13 protein-coding genes are annotated in these 13345 nt (G+C 69.8%); 9 read left to right on the top strand and 4 right to left on the bottom strand.

The features are described from left to right. The first annotated feature begins 543 nt into the window (after nt 1-543). Together bpln_RS15165 and fghA are read left to right on the top strand one after the other, a co-directional pair. Nucleotides 544-1650: an S-(hydroxymethyl)glutathione dehydrogenase/class III alcohol dehydrogenase gene (locus tag bpln_RS15165; protein WP_042625875.1), complete on the top strand. Its 1107-nt coding sequence runs from the start codon at nt 544-546 to the stop codon at nt 1648-1650. Between the two features lie 16 nt (nt 1651-1666). Further along, nucleotides 1667-2521 (top strand): S-formylglutathione hydrolase, encoded by an 855-nt coding sequence (gene fghA, locus bpln_RS15160; protein WP_055139191.1) that lies wholly within the window; start codon nt 1667-1669, stop codon nt 2519-2521. Nucleotides 2522-2650: 129 nt separating this feature from the next. Here fghA and bpln_RS15155 read toward each other — a convergent pair whose 3' ends face one another. Genes bpln_RS15155 through bpln_RS15140 form a run of 4 tightly spaced genes read right to left on the bottom strand, consistent with a single transcriptional unit; the run spans nt 2651 to nt 5819 of the window. Then, complete coding sequence (locus bpln_RS15155; RefSeq protein ID WP_055139190.1) at nt 2651-3454, bottom strand: metal ABC transporter permease; 804 nt, start codon at nt 3452-3454, stop codon at nt 2651-2653. Nucleotides 3455-3461: 7 nt separating this feature from the next. After that, entirely contained in the window at nt 3462-4352 is an 891-nt protein-coding gene (locus bpln_RS15150) for an ABC transporter ATP-binding protein (protein WP_055139550.1), read from the bottom strand. A 4-nt stretch (nt 4353-4356) separates the two neighbouring features. After that, a complete protein-coding gene (locus bpln_RS15145) occupies nt 4357-5289 on the bottom strand; it encodes a metal ABC transporter solute-binding protein, Zn/Mn family (protein ID WP_055139189.1) in 933 nt (310 codons plus the stop codon). Nucleotides 5290-5348: 59 nt separating this feature from the next. Further along, nucleotides 5349-5819 carry a Fur family transcriptional regulator gene (locus bpln_RS15140; RefSeq protein ID WP_042625871.1) on the bottom strand — a complete coding sequence of 157 codons (471 nt, stop codon included), beginning with the start codon at nt 5817-5819 and terminating at the stop codon, nt 5349-5351. Nucleotides 5820-6098: 279 nt separating this feature from the next. Here bpln_RS15140 and bpln_RS15135 point away from each other — a divergent pair, with 279 nt between their 5' ends. The 7 genes from bpln_RS15135 (at nt 6099) to bpln_RS15105 (ending at nt 13263) form a co-directional block, all read left to right on the top strand. Continuing rightward, nucleotides 6099-6875, top strand: a complete 777-nt coding sequence (locus bpln_RS15135; protein WP_042625870.1) for an L-iditol 2-dehydrogenase — start codon at nt 6099-6101, stop codon at nt 6873-6875. A 4-nt stretch (nt 6876-6879) separates the two neighbouring features. Then, nucleotides 6880-7839, top strand: coding sequence for a sugar kinase (locus bpln_RS15130; protein ID WP_055139188.1), 960 nt, complete (start codon nt 6880-6882; stop codon nt 7837-7839). After that, a complete protein-coding gene (locus bpln_RS15125; RefSeq protein ID WP_055139187.1) occupies nt 7827-9221 on the top strand; it encodes a D-tagatose-bisphosphate aldolase, class II, non-catalytic subunit in 1395 nt (464 codons plus the stop codon). Before bpln_RS15130 ends, bpln_RS15125 begins: the two co-directional genes overlap by 13 nt. Nucleotides 9222-9296: 75 nt before the next feature. After that, complete coding sequence (locus bpln_RS15120) at nt 9297-10625, top strand: ABC transporter substrate-binding protein (RefSeq protein WP_042625867.1); 1329 nt, start codon at nt 9297-9299, stop codon at nt 10623-10625. Between the two features lie 102 nt (nt 10626-10727). Beyond that, nucleotides 10728-11672, top strand: coding sequence for a carbohydrate ABC transporter permease (locus tag bpln_RS15115; protein WP_042625866.1), 945 nt, complete (start codon nt 10728-10730; stop codon nt 11670-11672). After that, nucleotides 11669-12547, top strand: a complete 879-nt coding sequence (locus bpln_RS15110; protein ID WP_042625865.1) for a carbohydrate ABC transporter permease — start codon at nt 11669-11671, stop codon at nt 12545-12547. Before bpln_RS15115 ends, bpln_RS15110 begins: the two co-directional genes overlap by 4 nt. After that, a complete protein-coding gene (locus bpln_RS15105) occupies nt 12544-13263 on the top strand; it encodes an HAD-IA family hydrolase (RefSeq protein ID WP_042625864.1) in 720 nt (239 codons plus the stop codon). Before bpln_RS15110 ends, bpln_RS15105 begins: the two co-directional genes overlap by 4 nt. Nucleotides 13264-13345: the final 82 nt, after the last annotated feature.

The raw sequence follows: 13345 nt of genomic DNA, 5'->3' as shown, positions 1-13345 counted from the left end.
CTATTCCGCGGTTTGCGGGCGGGATATGCGTTTTTCGATGCCGGATGCCGAGAATTCATGGGGGACGCCCGCTGGGGTGGGATTGCCGGGAGTTATATCCAGTCAAAAACAGCGTGGCGCCGGTGCCAAATATCGGCTTGGTTATTGTCTGTATCCAGCATGGCGCATGAGGCCACTTTGGGCCGGCTGCCCGACCGGCTGGGTTTACCCGGGGCGCAAGGGTTTTCGCGGGGTCGGATCGCGGTTCGAGCGGTGTCGCCGACGGCCCGCGCGGACGGATTTTTTCGATGCCGGGACGGGCTGGACGGCCCGCGAATCGACCGACGAAACCGGCTGGCGGCGCGAGGCGACATCGATTCGTCGCGTGGCGCCATGCCAGTTTTCGCGGCCGGCGTTTACACTTCCGGCTGGTTCCGCCGCGCCGGCCCGGCGCATCTCGCGGCATGGCGCGCGCCGTGCGCCGTGTCCGGGCACGGCTTCGGCCGTCGCCCGGCGCCGTCCGCGGCGAGCAACCCCGCAACGTCACAGACAAGGAGCATCACGATGAAGACGAAAGCCGCGATCGCATGGAAGGCCGGTGCGCCGCTGACCATCGAGGAAGTGGATCTGGAAGGCCCGCGCGCGGGCGAGGTGCTGATCGAGGTGAAGGCCACGGGGATCTGCCATACCGACTACTACACGCTGTCGGGCGCCGATCCGGAAGGGATCTTCCCGGCGATCCTCGGCCACGAGGGCGCGGGCGTGGTGGTGGACGTCGGCCCCGGCGTCGGCACGCTGAGGAAGGGCGACCACGTGATTCCGCTCTACACGCCGGAATGCCGCGAGTGCAAGTTCTGCCTGTCGCGCAAGACCAACCTGTGCCAGAAGATCCGCGCCACGCAAGGCAAGGGCCTGATGCCCGACGCGACTTCGCGCTTCTCGCTCGACGGCAAGCCGATCTTCCACTACATGGGCACCTCCACGTTCTCGAACTACATCGTCGTGCCCGAGATCGCGGTCGCGAAGATCCGCGAGGACGCGCCGTTCGACAAGGTCTGCTACATCGGCTGCGGCGTGACGACGGGCGTGGGCGCGGTGGTCTACTCGGCGAAGGTCGAGGCCGGCGCGAACGTGGTGGTGTTCGGCCTCGGCGGGATCGGCCTGAACGTGATCCAGGGCGCGAAGATGGTGGGCGCCGACAAGATCATCGGCGTCGACATCAACCCGGCGCGCGTCGAGCTCGCGAAGAAGTTCGGCATGACGCACTTCATCAACCCGAAGGACGTCGAGAACGTGGTCGACCAGATCGTCCAGCTGACCGACGGCGGCGCCGACTACTCGTTCGAGTGCATCGGCAACGTCACCACCATGCGCCAGGCGCTCGAATGCACCCACAAGGGCTGGGGCCAGTCGTTCATCATCGGCGTGGCGGCGGCCGGCCAGGAGATCAGCACGCGACCGTTCCAGCTCGTCACGGGCCGCGAATGGAAGGGCTCGGCGTTCGGCGGCGCACGCGGGCGCACCGACGTGCCGAAGATCGTCGACTGGTACATGGAAGGCAAGCTCAATATCGACGACCTGATCACGCACCGGCTGCCGCTCGATCGGATCAACGACGGCTTCGACCTGATGAAGAAGGGCGAGTCGATCCGCTCGGTCGTGCTCTACTGATCCGGAGGCAGCGATCATGCTCGAACTGGTTGCGTCGCATGCGTGCTTCGGCGGCGAGCAGCGTTTCTATCGCCACGAGTCCTCGACCATCGGCCTGCCGATGAAGTTCTCGGTGTACCTGCCGCGACAGGCGGTGGAGGACGGCACGCGCGTGCCCGCGCTGTTCTTCCTGGCGGGGCTCACCTGCACCGAGGAAACCTTCATGACCAAGGCCGGCGCGCAGCGCTTCGCGGCCGAGCACGGCATCGCGCTGATCGCGCCCGACACGAGCCCGCGCGGCGCGGGCGTGCCGGGCGAGGCCGATGCCTGGGATTTCGGCGTGGGCGCGGGCTTCTATCTCGACGCCACCGAGGCGCCGTGGGCCACGCACTACCGGATGGAGTCGTACCTGATGGACGAGCTGCGCGCGCTGGTGCTTGGCGCGCTGCCGATCGAGGGCACGCGGCTCGGCATCTTCGGCCATTCGATGGGCGGCCATGGCGCGCTGACGCTCGCGCTGCGGCACCCGGGCGTGTTCCGTTCGGTGTCGGCGTTCGCGCCGATCGCCGCGCCGATGCGCTGCGCGTGGGGCGAGAAGGCGTTCAGCGGCTATCTCGGCGAGGATCGCGAGGTCTGGAAGGCGCACGACGCGAGCGAACTGGTCGCGCGCAGCGACGCGCCGCGCTATGCAGACGGGATCCTCATCGATCAGGGGCTGGCCGACAAGTTCCTGCCAACCCAGCTCAATCCCGAAGTGTTCGAGGCCGCCTGCCGCGAGGCCGGCCAGCCGCTCACGCTGCGCCGCCACGAAGGCTACGACCACGGCTATTACTTCATCTCGACGTTCGTCGCCGATCACCTCGCGCATCACGCGTGCACGCTGCTCGCGTGACGGCGCGGGCGGCGGCGATCCGCTGTCGCCCGCCCGGACCGTGAAATGACGAAGCCCGCCGGCACGCGCTCGAGCGCGCCGGCGGGCTTTTTGTTTCGTGCGTCGCGGCCGGGCTCGCGCGGGCCCGCCTCAGGCCGAGGCGCTCGTCGTGAGCCGGCGCCCGCCGAGGCTTGCCGCGTAGACGAGCGCCGACAGCGCGGTGATCCAGAAGCTGGTCGGCCAGTCGGTGTAGTAGGCGAGCGTGATGCCGAGCCAGGCCTCGCCGAGCGCGAACAGCGCGGCGAGCCAGACGCCGGCGGCGAGCCGCGTGGTGAGGTTCTGGGCGGCCGAGGCCGGCCCCACCAGCAGCGTGAACACCAGCAGCACGCCGACGATCTGCGTGCAGGCGGCCACCGCGAGCGCGCAGATCGCGAGGAACAGCACCGACACGAGCCGCAGCGAGACGCCCTTGGCCTCGGCCAGCTCCGGCTGCAGCGAGGCGAACACGAGCGGGCGCAGGATCACCGCGAGCGCGATCAGGCTGACCGCGCCGATCCCGGCCAGCACCATCAGCGTGGCGTGGCTCACGCCGAGCACGTTGCCGAACAGCAGCGCGGTGACCTGGGTCGCGTAGCTCGTGTAGAAATGCAGGAACAGCAGGCCCGCGCCGAGCGCGACCGAGAGGATCACGCCGATCGCGACGTCGCGGCCCGCGAGCCGTTCGCCGAGCGCGCCCATCGCGATGCCGGCCGCGAGCGTGAAGCCCACCATCCCCCAGATCGGCGAGACGCCGAGCAGCACCGCGCCGGTGGCGCCGGTGAAGCCGACGTGCGAGAGCGCATGGCCGGCGAAGGTCTGGCCGCGCAGCACCAGGAAATAGCCGACCACGCCGGCCAGCACCGCGACGATCCCCGCCGCGGCGAACGCGTTGACCATGAATTCGTATTCAAACATCGTGCGCCTACTCGTGCGAAGTGCCGTGCGAATGATCGTGGCCGTGCCCATGTGAATGCGCATGGACGTGCCCGTGTCCGTGGTGGCCGTCGTCCTCGTGTTCGTGATCGTGCTTCTCCACCTCGACGTCGCCCGACATCACGAAGATCCGGCCGTTCACGTGCATCACGTCGATCGGCGAACCATACAGGCGCGACAGCACCGGCCGCGTGATCACCTCGTCGACGGTGCCGAGCGCGGCGGTGCCGTTGCCGAGATAGAGCACGCGGTCGAGCGCGTTCAGCAGCGGGTTCAGCTCGTGCGCCGAGAACAGCACGGTGATGCCGAGCTCGCGCTGCACGCGCCGCACCAGTTCCACCACGCCGCGCTGGTGATGCGGGTCGAGGCTGATCAGCGGCTCGTCGAGCAGCAGCAGTTTCGGCGCGCCGAGCAGGCACTGCGCGAGCAGCAGGCGCTGGCGCTCGCCGCCCGACAGTTCGGACAGCGGGCGCTGCGCGAGCGCCGCGGCGCCCACCAGGTCGAGCACGCGCGCCACGTCGGCGCGCACCGCCGGGTTCGCGCGCGGCAGCCCCCAGCGGTGGCCGTCGGCGGCCATCGCCACGAAGTCGTGGCCGCGCACGCGGCGCCCGGCCAGCGCGCTGCGGATCTGCGGCATGTAGCCGATCGCCGGATTGCCGCGCGAGACCGGCGCGCCGGCCACCGAGATGGTGCCGCGCGAGGCCGGCACGAGGCCCAGCACGGCGCGCATCAGCGTGGTCTTGCCGGCGCCGTTCGGGCCGAGCACGCCGACGAATTCGCCGGCCTCGACGGCCAGGCTGACGTCGCGCAGGATGGTGCGCCCGCCCAGTTCGAGCGTGACGCGATCGAGCGCGAGCGCGGCGGAAGCAGCGGCGGTCATGGTCTCAGTGGTGGCCCAGCGCGGCGCCCAGCGCATCGAGCTGCGCGAGCATCCACTGCTGGAAGGTCTTGCCGGCCGGTTCGGTCTCGGTGACGCTGACGGTCGGCACGGACGCGTCCTTCGCGATCTTGAGCATGCGCCTGGTCATCGGCTCCTCGGCCTGGCTGTTGTAGATCAGCGCGCGCACCTGGCGCGTGCGGAGGTCTTTCTCGAACGCCGCGATGTCGCTCGCGCTCGCCTCGGTGTCGTTCATGGTCGCGAGCTGGAAGCTCAGGTTGCGCATCGTCAGGCCGATCGCGTCCGACATGTAGCCGAACACCGGCTCGGTGGCCGTCACCGGCACGCCTTGGTACTGCGCGCGCAGCGCGGCGACCTTCGCGTCGATCGGCTTGAGCGAGGCGACGAAGCTCGCGAGGTTCTTCTCGTAGTCGGCCTGGTGCGCGGGATCGGCCGCCGTGAGGGCGGCGGCGATGGCGCGCGCGGCGGCCGGCATCGTGGCCGGATCGTACCAGAGGTGCGGGTTGTCGCCGGGCTTTTTGCCGACCAGGTCGGCCACCACGATGGTCTTGCGCGCGGCGTTGTTCGACGCGGCCAGCAGCTTGGCCATCCACGGATCGTAGTCGGCGCCGTTGTAGACCACCAGGTTCGCGTGCTGCAGCTCGCGCGCCGTCTTCGGGCTCGCCTCGAACAGGTGCGGATCCTGGTCCGGATTGCTGAGGATGCTCGACACCGCCACGTTGGCGCCGCCTATCTGCCGGACCACGTCGCCGTAGAAATTCTCGGCGGCCACCACCTGCAGCTTCGCGGCCTGCGCGAGCGCCGGCGCGGCGAGCGCGAGCGCGGCGCAGCCGGCGGCGAGCCAGCGGGCCAGGCGGTTGCGGGGGGCACGGGGGGAGCGGGCGCGCAGCGGCGCGCGCGACGTGGCGGCGAAAGTCATGCTTGTTCCTCGACGGGGTGGGCGAGCCGCGCGCCTGCGGGGGCACGCGGCGGGACGGGTCACGCGTTCGGCGCGCCCTTGGGGTGGGTTTTGCATTCGCCGCAGAGGCCCGTCAGTTCGACCACCTGACGATGCATCTCGAAGCCGTGGGCGGATTCGCTGGCGGAGAGCTGGCGCGCGAGATCGGCGCCGGGGATTTCGACCGTGTCGCCGCACGATTCGCAGATCAGGAACTGCCCCTGGTGGGGCGGGCCGATCTCGCAGCAGGCGAAGAACGCGTTGCGCGACTCGATGCGGTGGATGAAGCCGTGCTCGACGAGGAAATCGAGCGCGCGATAGACGGTGGTGGGCGGCATGCGGCCGCGTTCGGGCGTGAGTTCGGCGATCAGGTCGTAGGCGCCGATCGGCTTCTGCGCGGCCAGCACCTTTTCGTAGACCTGCCGCCGCAGCGGCGTCCAGGTCAGGCCGTGCTCGGCGGCGAACGCGTCGGCGCGGGCGAGGCGGGCATCCAGGGACGAGGTCGAGGCCATGGCGATACACCATCGAGAAGCGGAAGATGCCGGATGATATAACGTATCCAGCCATCGTGCATGCGGCCGGCTTGCGGAAACCGCGGCGGCGCTCTTCCAGCCCGGCCGCGCCGCCGTCCGCGCGATGCGGCAGCGCATCATCGAAAGCGGCGTTTTCGCCTTGACAGTCCCGCGGTGGTATCCGATTATTCGATCGCAATCTGAGCAAATGATCATTCGATGAGCGTTAGCTCACTGAATGCCGGATGACAGCACGAATAACGAAATCGGAGACAGCCAGTGAGATTGCAGGACAAGGTCGCGATCCTGACGGGCGCCGCCAGCGGCATCGGCGAGGCGGTCGCGCAGCGATATCTGGAAGAGGGCGCGCGCTGCGTGCTGGTCGATCTGAAACCGGCCGGCGGCTCGCTGGCGGCACTGATGGCCGCGCATCCGGAGCGTGCGATCGCGGTCACCGCGGACGTGACGCGGCGTGAGGACATCGCGCGCATCGTGGCCGCGGCCGTCGAGCAGTTCGGCGGCGTCGACATCCTGTTCAACAACGCGGCGCTGTTCGACATGCGCCCGCTGCTCGACGAATCCTGGGACATCTTCGACCGCCTGTTCGCGGTCAACGTGAAGGGCATGTTCTTCCTGATGCAGGCGGTCGCGCAGCGGATGGTCGAGCAGGGCCGCGGCGGCAAGATCGTCAACATGTCGTCGCAGGCGGGCCGCCGCGGCGAGGCGCTGGTCTCGCACTACTGCGCGACCAAGGCCGCCGTGCTCAGCTACACGCAATCGGCCGCGCTGGCGCTCGCGCCGCACAAGATCAACGTCAACGGCATCGCCCCGGGCGTGGTGGACACGCCGATGTGGGAGCAGGTCGATGCGCTGTTCGCGCGCTACGAGAACCGTCCGCTCGGCGAGAAGAAGCGCCTGGTGGGCGAGGCGGTGCCGCTGGGGCGCATGGGCCTGCCAGCCGACCTGACCGGCGCCGCGCTGTTCCTTGCCTCGGCCGACGCCGACTACATCACCGCCCAGACGCTCAACGTCGACGGCGGCAACTGGATGAGCTGACGCCATGGCCGAGATCGTCGTCGCGGGCGAGCTGCTCGCCGAATTCGTCGCCGTGAAGCGCGGCCAGGGTTTCGCGGCGCCGGGCGAATTCACCGGTCCGTTCCCGAGCGGCGCGCCGGCGATCTTCGCCGATCAGGCTGCGCGCATCGGCGTGTCGGTGGCCTACGCGGGCTGCGTCGGGCTTGATGCGTTCGGCGACGCGATCGTCGCGCGGCTCGATTCGCACGGCGTGCGCACCGGCGCGATCCGCCGCGTGGCGCGCCCCACCGGGCTCGCGTTCGTGGCCTACCGCGACGACGGCAGCCGCCAGTTCGTCTACAGCATCGATGGCAGCGCCTCGGCGCTGCTCGAGGCGGCCGACGTCACGGCCGAGCTGTTCGAGGGCTGCCGCTATTACCACGTGATGGGCTCGTCGCTGACGAGCGAGAACGCGATCGCCGCCGTCAAGCGCGGCGTGGTCGAGGCCGCGCGCGTGGGCGCGAAGATTTCGTTCGATCCGAACGTGCGCGCCGAGATGCTGGCCGCGTTCAAGCCGATGCGCGCCGCGCTCGAAGCACTGCTCGACGCCTGTCACCTGTTCCTGCCGAGCGAGGCCGACCTGCCGTTCTTCTGCGGCCCGCAGCCGGCCGAGCGTGCGATCGCCGGGCTGCTCGCCACGCGGCCGCTGCTCGAGCGCGTGGTGCTCAAGCGCGGCGCGGCCGGCAGCGCCGCGTTCGACCGCAATGGCCAGCTCGAAATCGGCGGCTACGACACCACCGAGGTCGATCCGACCGGCGCCGGCGACTGCTTCGGCGGCACGCTGGTGGCGAGCCTGATCCAGGGCTGGCCGATCGACGCGGCGCTGTCGCGCGCGAACGCGGCTGGCGCGCTGGCGGTGGCCAGGGTCGGCCCGATGGAGGGCAACAGCTCGCCGGCCGAGATCGTCGAATTCCTGACCCGCCGGGGGATCGCATGTCCGGCCTGAGCTCCGCCGCCGAACGTCACGAACGCCGCGAGCGCCGGGAAGCGCAGGTGGTCGACGCGGGCCGCACGCTCGGCGCGATCTTCGGCGCCAATCGCGCCGGCGCGCGGCGCGGCATCTATTCGGTCTGCAGCGCGCACGCGCTGGTGCTGGAGGCGGCGTGCGAGGCCGCGCGCGACGACGGCTCGCCGCTGCTGATCGAGGCGACCTGCAACCAGGTCAACCATCAGGGCGGCTACACCGGCGCGACGCCGGCCGATTTCCGCCGCGACGTGGAAGCGCTGGCCGCGCGCACCGGTTTCCCGCTCGACGCGCTGCTGCTGGGCGGCGATCACCTCGGCCCGAATCCGTGGCGCCATCTGCGCGCGAAGGATGCGATGCAGGAGGCGGCGGCGATGGTGGCCGCCTACGTGGCGGCCGGCTTCACCAAGATCCATCTCGACGCGAGCATGGCCTGCGCCGACGACAGCGCGCCGCTCACCGACACGATCGTCGCCGAACGCGCCGCGCAGCTCTGCGCGGCGGCCGAAGCCGCGGCCGAGGCGGCCGGCACGGCGCCCGTCTACGTGGTGGGCACCGAGGTGCCGGTGCCGGGCGGCGAGACCGGTGGCGAGGCGGCCTTGCAAGATGAAGAAGCGGGCGCCGGCCCGATGTCGCATATCAAGGTGACGCGCGCCGAGGCGATCCGCGCCACGCTCGACGCGCACCAGGACGCGTTCGCGCGCTACGGCCTCGACGCGGCCTGGGCCCGCACCGTGGCGGTGGTCGCGCAGCCCGGCGTCGATTTCGACGACCGCCAGGTGCTCGACTACGCGCCGGCCCGCGCCGAGGCGCTCGCCGCCAGCATCCTCGAGGTGCCGCGTTTCGTGTTCGAGGCCCACTCGACCGACTACCAGACCGAGGCCGCGCTCGCCGCGCTGGTGCGCGACCATTTCGCGATTCTGAAGGTCGGCCCCGGCCTGACCTTCGCGTTGCGCGAGGCGCTGTTCGCATTGAGCTACGTCGAGGACGCGCTGGTCGACGAGAATCAGCGCTCGCGGTTGCGCGACGTGGTGGACGAGGCGATGCTCGCGCGCCCCGAGCACTGGGCGCCGTATTACCGCGGCGACGCGGCCGCGCAGCGGCTCGCGCGCCAGTTCAGCTACAGCGACCGGATCCGCTACTACTGGCTGCAGCCGATGGTGGCCGCCGCGGTCGCGCGCCTGTTCGCGAACCTCGCGCGGCGCGCGCCGCCCGAGACGCTGCTCGCGCAGTGGCTGCCGGACGTCTACGAGGCGCGGCGCGCCCATGCGCTCGGCGACGATCCGGCCGCCTGGGTCCGGTTCCGGATCCGCCACACGATTGCCCGCTACGCTCGCGCGTGCGGGATGCAGCAAGGCGGGTGAGGGCGCACGACGGCGCGCCGCCGCCCGCAGATGGACAGACCCCAGACGACAAGCCGATAACACAGGAGACATGCCATGCAACGACCGACGCTCATCGCCGCCGCCACGCGAATTCTCGCGGGCGCCGCGCTCGCGTCGTCGGCACTGGCCGCGCAGGCGGCCACGCTGACGATCGCGACGCTGAACAACCCCGACATGATCGAGCTGAAGAAGCTCTCGCCGGCGTTCGAGAAGGCCAACCCGGACATCAAGCTGAACTGGGTGATTCTGGAAGAGAACGTGCTGCGCCAGCGCGCCACCACCGACATCACCACCGGCAGCGGCCAGTTCGACGTGATGGCGATCGGCACCTACGAGGCGCCGCAGTGGGGCAAGCGCGGCTGGCTCTCGCCGATGACGGGCCTGCCCGCCGACTACGATCTGAACGACGTCGTGAAGACGGCGCGCGACAGCCTCTCGTACAACGGCCAGCTCTACGCGCTGCCGTTCTACGTCGAGAGCTCGATGACCTACTACCGCAAGGACCTGTTCGCGGCCAAGGGCCTCAAGATGCCCGACCAGCCGAGCTACGACCAGATCCAGCAGTTCGCCGACAAGCTGACCGACAAGGCCAACGGCGTCTACGGCATCTGCCTGCGCGGCAAGGCCGGCTGGGGCGAGAACATGGCCTACGTGTCGACCGTGGTGAACACCTTCGGCGGCCGCTGGTTCGACGAGAACTGGAACGCCCAGCTGACCTCGCCGGAATGGAAGAAGGCGATCAACTTCTACGTCGACCTGCTGAGGAAGGACGGCCCCCCGGGAGCAAGCTCGAACGGCTTCAACGAGAACCTGACGCTGACCGCCTCGGGCAAGTGCGCGATGTGGATCGACGCCACGGTGGCGGCCGGCATGCTCTACAACAAGCAGCAGTCGCAGGTGGCCGACAAGATCGGCTTCGCGGCCGCGCCGGTGGCCGTCACGCCGAAGGGCTCGCACTGGCTGTGGGCCTGGGCGCTGGCGATCCCGAAGACCTCCAAGCAGCAGGACGCCGCGAAGAAGTTCATCACCTGGGCGACCTCGAAGCAGTACGTGGAAGCGGTGGGCAAGGACGAGGGCTGGGCGTCGGTGCCGCCGGGCACGCGCCAGTCCACCTACGCGCGAGCCGAGTACAAGGCCGCCGCGCCGTTCTCGGACTTCGTGCTGAAGGCGATCGAGACGGCCGACGTCAACGATCCGTCGCTGAAGAAGGTGCCGTACACGGGCGTGCAGTACGTCGGGATTCCTGAATTCCAGTCGTTCGGCACGGTCGTCGGCCAGTCGATCGCGGGCGCGGTGGCCGGCCAGATGACGGTCGACCAGGCGCTCGCCGCCGGCCAGGCCGCCGCCGACCGCGCGGTCCGCCAGGCCGGCTACAAGAAGTAATCGAGCCAGCCGCGATCCGTGCCGGGCCGGCGCGGATCGCCTCGATGCAAGGCACGCGCGCCGCCGCGCGGCACGCGTGCATCCGCTTCAAGAGGTCCGAGCATGCGTCACTTACGTCTTCCCCTACATCACCCGGCGCCCATGACCGATTCGTCTCCCGCCTCCGCCGCGTCCTCGCGCGGCAAGCCCGCCCGCTGGCTCGTCACGCCTTCGGTGGCGGTGCTGCTGCTGTGGATGTCGATCCCGCTCGCGATGACGATCTGGTATTCGTTCACGCGCTACAACCTGCTGAATCCCGACGAGAAGGGCTTCACCGGGCTCGACAACTACCGCTACCTGGCCACCGACCCGTCGTTCCTGCCGGCGATCTGGCACACGCTGGTGCTGATCGTGGCGGTGCTCGCGATCACCGTGGTCGGCGGCGTGCTGATGGCCGTGCTGTTCGACCGCAAGTTCTACGGGCAGGGCATCGCGCGCCTGCTCGCGATCGCGCCGTTCTTCGTGATGCCGACCGTCTCGGCGCTGATCTGGAAGAACATGATCCTGAACCCCGTCTACGGCCTGATCGCCCACCTGATGCGCGGGCTCGGCATGGCGCCGATCGACTGGTTCGCCGAATACCCGCTGACCGCCGTGATCATGATCGTCGCCTGGCAGTGGCTGCCGTTCGCGTTCCTGATCCTGTTCACCGCGATCCAGTCGCTCGACCAGGAGCAGAAGGAGGCCGCGCGCATCGACGGCGCCGGGCCGTTCGCGATGTTCTTCTACATCACGCTGCCGCACCTGAAGCGCGCGATCGCCGTGGTGGTGATGATGGAAACCATCTTCCTGCTGTCGATCTTCGCCGAGATCTACACGACCACCGGCGGCGGCCCCGGCAACGCCACCACCAACCTGTCCTACCTGATCTACGCGCTCGGGCTGCAGCAGTTCGACGTCGGCCTCGCCTCGGCGGGCGGCATCCTCGCCGTCGTGCTCGCGAACGTCGTGTCGTTCTTCCTGGTGCGGATGCTCGCGAAAAACCTCAAAGGGGAGTACGAAGCATGAGCGACCTGACCGCAACCCCGCGCGCCGCGGGCGCGTCCGGCCCGTCCGGCGGCCTCGGCGCCGCGCTCGGCACCGTCCGGCGCGCGATTCCCGGCGTGCTCGCGTGGCTGATCGCGCTGCTGCTGTTCTTCCCGATCTTCTGGATGGCGATCACCGCGTTCAAGACCGAGCAGCAGGCCTACTCGATGTCGCTGATCTTCACGCCGACGCTCGACAGCTTCCGCGAGGTGTTCGCGCGGAGCAACTACTTCGGCTTCGCCTGGAACTCGATCCTGATCTCGGTCGGCGTGACGCTGCTGTGCCTGCTGCTGGCGGTGCCGGCCGCCTACGCGATGGCGTTCTTCCCGACCCGGCGCACCCAGAAGGTGCTGCTGTGGATGCTGTCCACCAAGATGATGCCGTCGGTGGGCGTGCTGGTGCCGATCTACCTGCTCTGGAAGAACTCGGGCCTGCTCGACACCGTAAGCGGCCTCGTGATCGTCTACACGCTGATCAACCTGCCGATCGCGGTGTGGATGACGTTCACCTATTTCGCCGAGATCCCGCGCGACATCCTGGAGGCGGGCCGCATCGACGGCGCCAGCACCTGGCAGGAGATCGTCTACCTGCTGATGCCGATGGCGCTGCCGGGCCTCGCGTCCACCGCGCTGCTGCTGGTGATCCTGTCCTGGAACGAGGCGTTCTGGAGCATCAACCTGACGAGTTCGAACGCGGCGCCGCTGACCGTGTTCATCGCCTCCTACTCGAGCCCCGAGGGGCTGTTCTGGGCCAAGCTGTCGGCCGCCTCGCTGCTGGCCGTGGCGCCGATCCTGATCGTCGGCTGGCTGTCGCAGAAGCAGCTGGTGCGCGGCCTCACGTTCGGGGCGGTCAAATGAGCGCGAACGGCATGAGCCTGCCGGCCGGCGAGGGGCGCGACCGCCTGCTGATCTGCGATTGCGACGGCGTGCTGATCGACAGCGAGGCGGTGGCCGCCGGCGTGCTGGTGAGCGAGCTGGAAGCGCGCTGGCCCGGCGTGGACGTGCGCCCGGTGGTGATGCCGCTGCTTGGCCTGCGCACCGAACGCGTGCTGGAGCGCGCGGCCGAACAGGTCGGCCGCGCGCTCGCGGCCGCCGAGGTCGCCGCGATCCGCACGGCGGTGGAGCGCGCGGCGGTGCTCGCGCCGGCCGTGGACGGCATCGACGCGGCGCTCGCCGCGATCGCGCTGCCGATCGCCTGCGCGAGCAACAGCAATCGCGCCTACGTGGAGGCAGCGCTGACCCGCACCGGCCTCAAGCGCCATTTCGGCGAGCGGCTGTTCTGCGCCGACGGCGTCGAGCGGCCCAAGCCCGCGCCCGACGTCTACCTGGCCGCCGCCCACACGCTCGGCTTCGCGCCCGAGCACTGCCTGGTGGTGGAGGACAGCGCGACCGGCATCACCGCCGCGGCCGCGGCCGGCATGACGGTGATCGGCTTCATCGGCGGCGGCCACGCCTCGCCGTCGCAGGTCGACGCGCTGCGCGCGATCGGCGCGCGCCACGTGTTCGACCGGATGGACGCGCTGCCCGGCCTCGCCGCGCAGTGGATCGCGACCGGCAGCGTGCCGTCGCAGTGAGCGAAACGAATTGCGCGCCGCGCCGGCCGATCCGGCGGCGCGGCGCGTCACGAACCCAGCGGTAAGGAAAGCGGAGACAAAA

The organism is Burkholderia plantarii (assembly GCF_001411805.1).
In the GTDB taxonomy this organism is placed as follows: Bacteria; Pseudomonadota; Gammaproteobacteria; order Burkholderiales; family Burkholderiaceae; genus Burkholderia; species Burkholderia plantarii.
This window is presented reverse-complemented; position numbering and strand designations above follow the sequence as displayed.

Bases quoted from the DNA above. Each gene is read 5' to 3' on its own strand.
- bpln_RS15110 (WP_042625865.1), top strand. From the start codon at position 11,669: ATGAGCGACCTGACCGCAACCCCGCGCGCCGCGGGCGCGTCCGGCCCG.
- bpln_RS15125 (WP_055139187.1), top strand. From the start codon at position 7,827: ATGTCCGGCCTGAGCTCCGCCGCCGAACGTCACGAACGCCGCGAGCGC.
- bpln_RS15130 (WP_055139188.1), top strand. From the start codon at position 6,880: ATGGCCGAGATCGTCGTCGCGGGCGAGCTGCTCGCCGAATTCGTCGCC.
- fghA (WP_055139191.1), top strand. From the start codon at position 1,667: ATGCTCGAACTGGTTGCGTCGCATGCGTGCTTCGGCGGCGAGCAGCGT.
- bpln_RS15140 (WP_042625871.1), bottom strand. From the start codon at position 5,819: ATGGCCTCGACCTCGTCCCTGGATGCCCGCCTCGCCCGCGCCGACGCG.
- bpln_RS15155 (WP_055139190.1), bottom strand. From the start codon at position 3,454: ATGTTTGAATACGAATTCATGGTCAACGCGTTCGCCGCGGCGGGGATC.
- bpln_RS15120 (WP_042625867.1), top strand. From the start codon at position 9,297: ATGCAACGACCGACGCTCATCGCCGCCGCCACGCGAATTCTCGCGGGC.
- bpln_RS15145 (WP_055139189.1), bottom strand. From the start codon at position 5,289: ATGACTTTCGCCGCCACGTCGCGCGCGCCGCTGCGCGCCCGCTCCCCC.
- bpln_RS15115 (WP_042625866.1), top strand. From the start codon at position 10,728: ATGCGTCACTTACGTCTTCCCCTACATCACCCGGCGCCCATGACCGAT.
- bpln_RS15105 (WP_042625864.1), top strand. From the start codon at position 12,544: ATGAGCGCGAACGGCATGAGCCTGCCGGCCGGCGAGGGGCGCGACCGC.
- bpln_RS15150 (WP_055139550.1), bottom strand. From the start codon at position 4,352: ATGACCGCCGCTGCTTCCGCCGCGCTCGCGCTCGATCGCGTCACGCTC.
- bpln_RS15165 (WP_042625875.1), top strand. From the start codon at position 544: ATGAAGACGAAAGCCGCGATCGCATGGAAGGCCGGTGCGCCGCTGACC.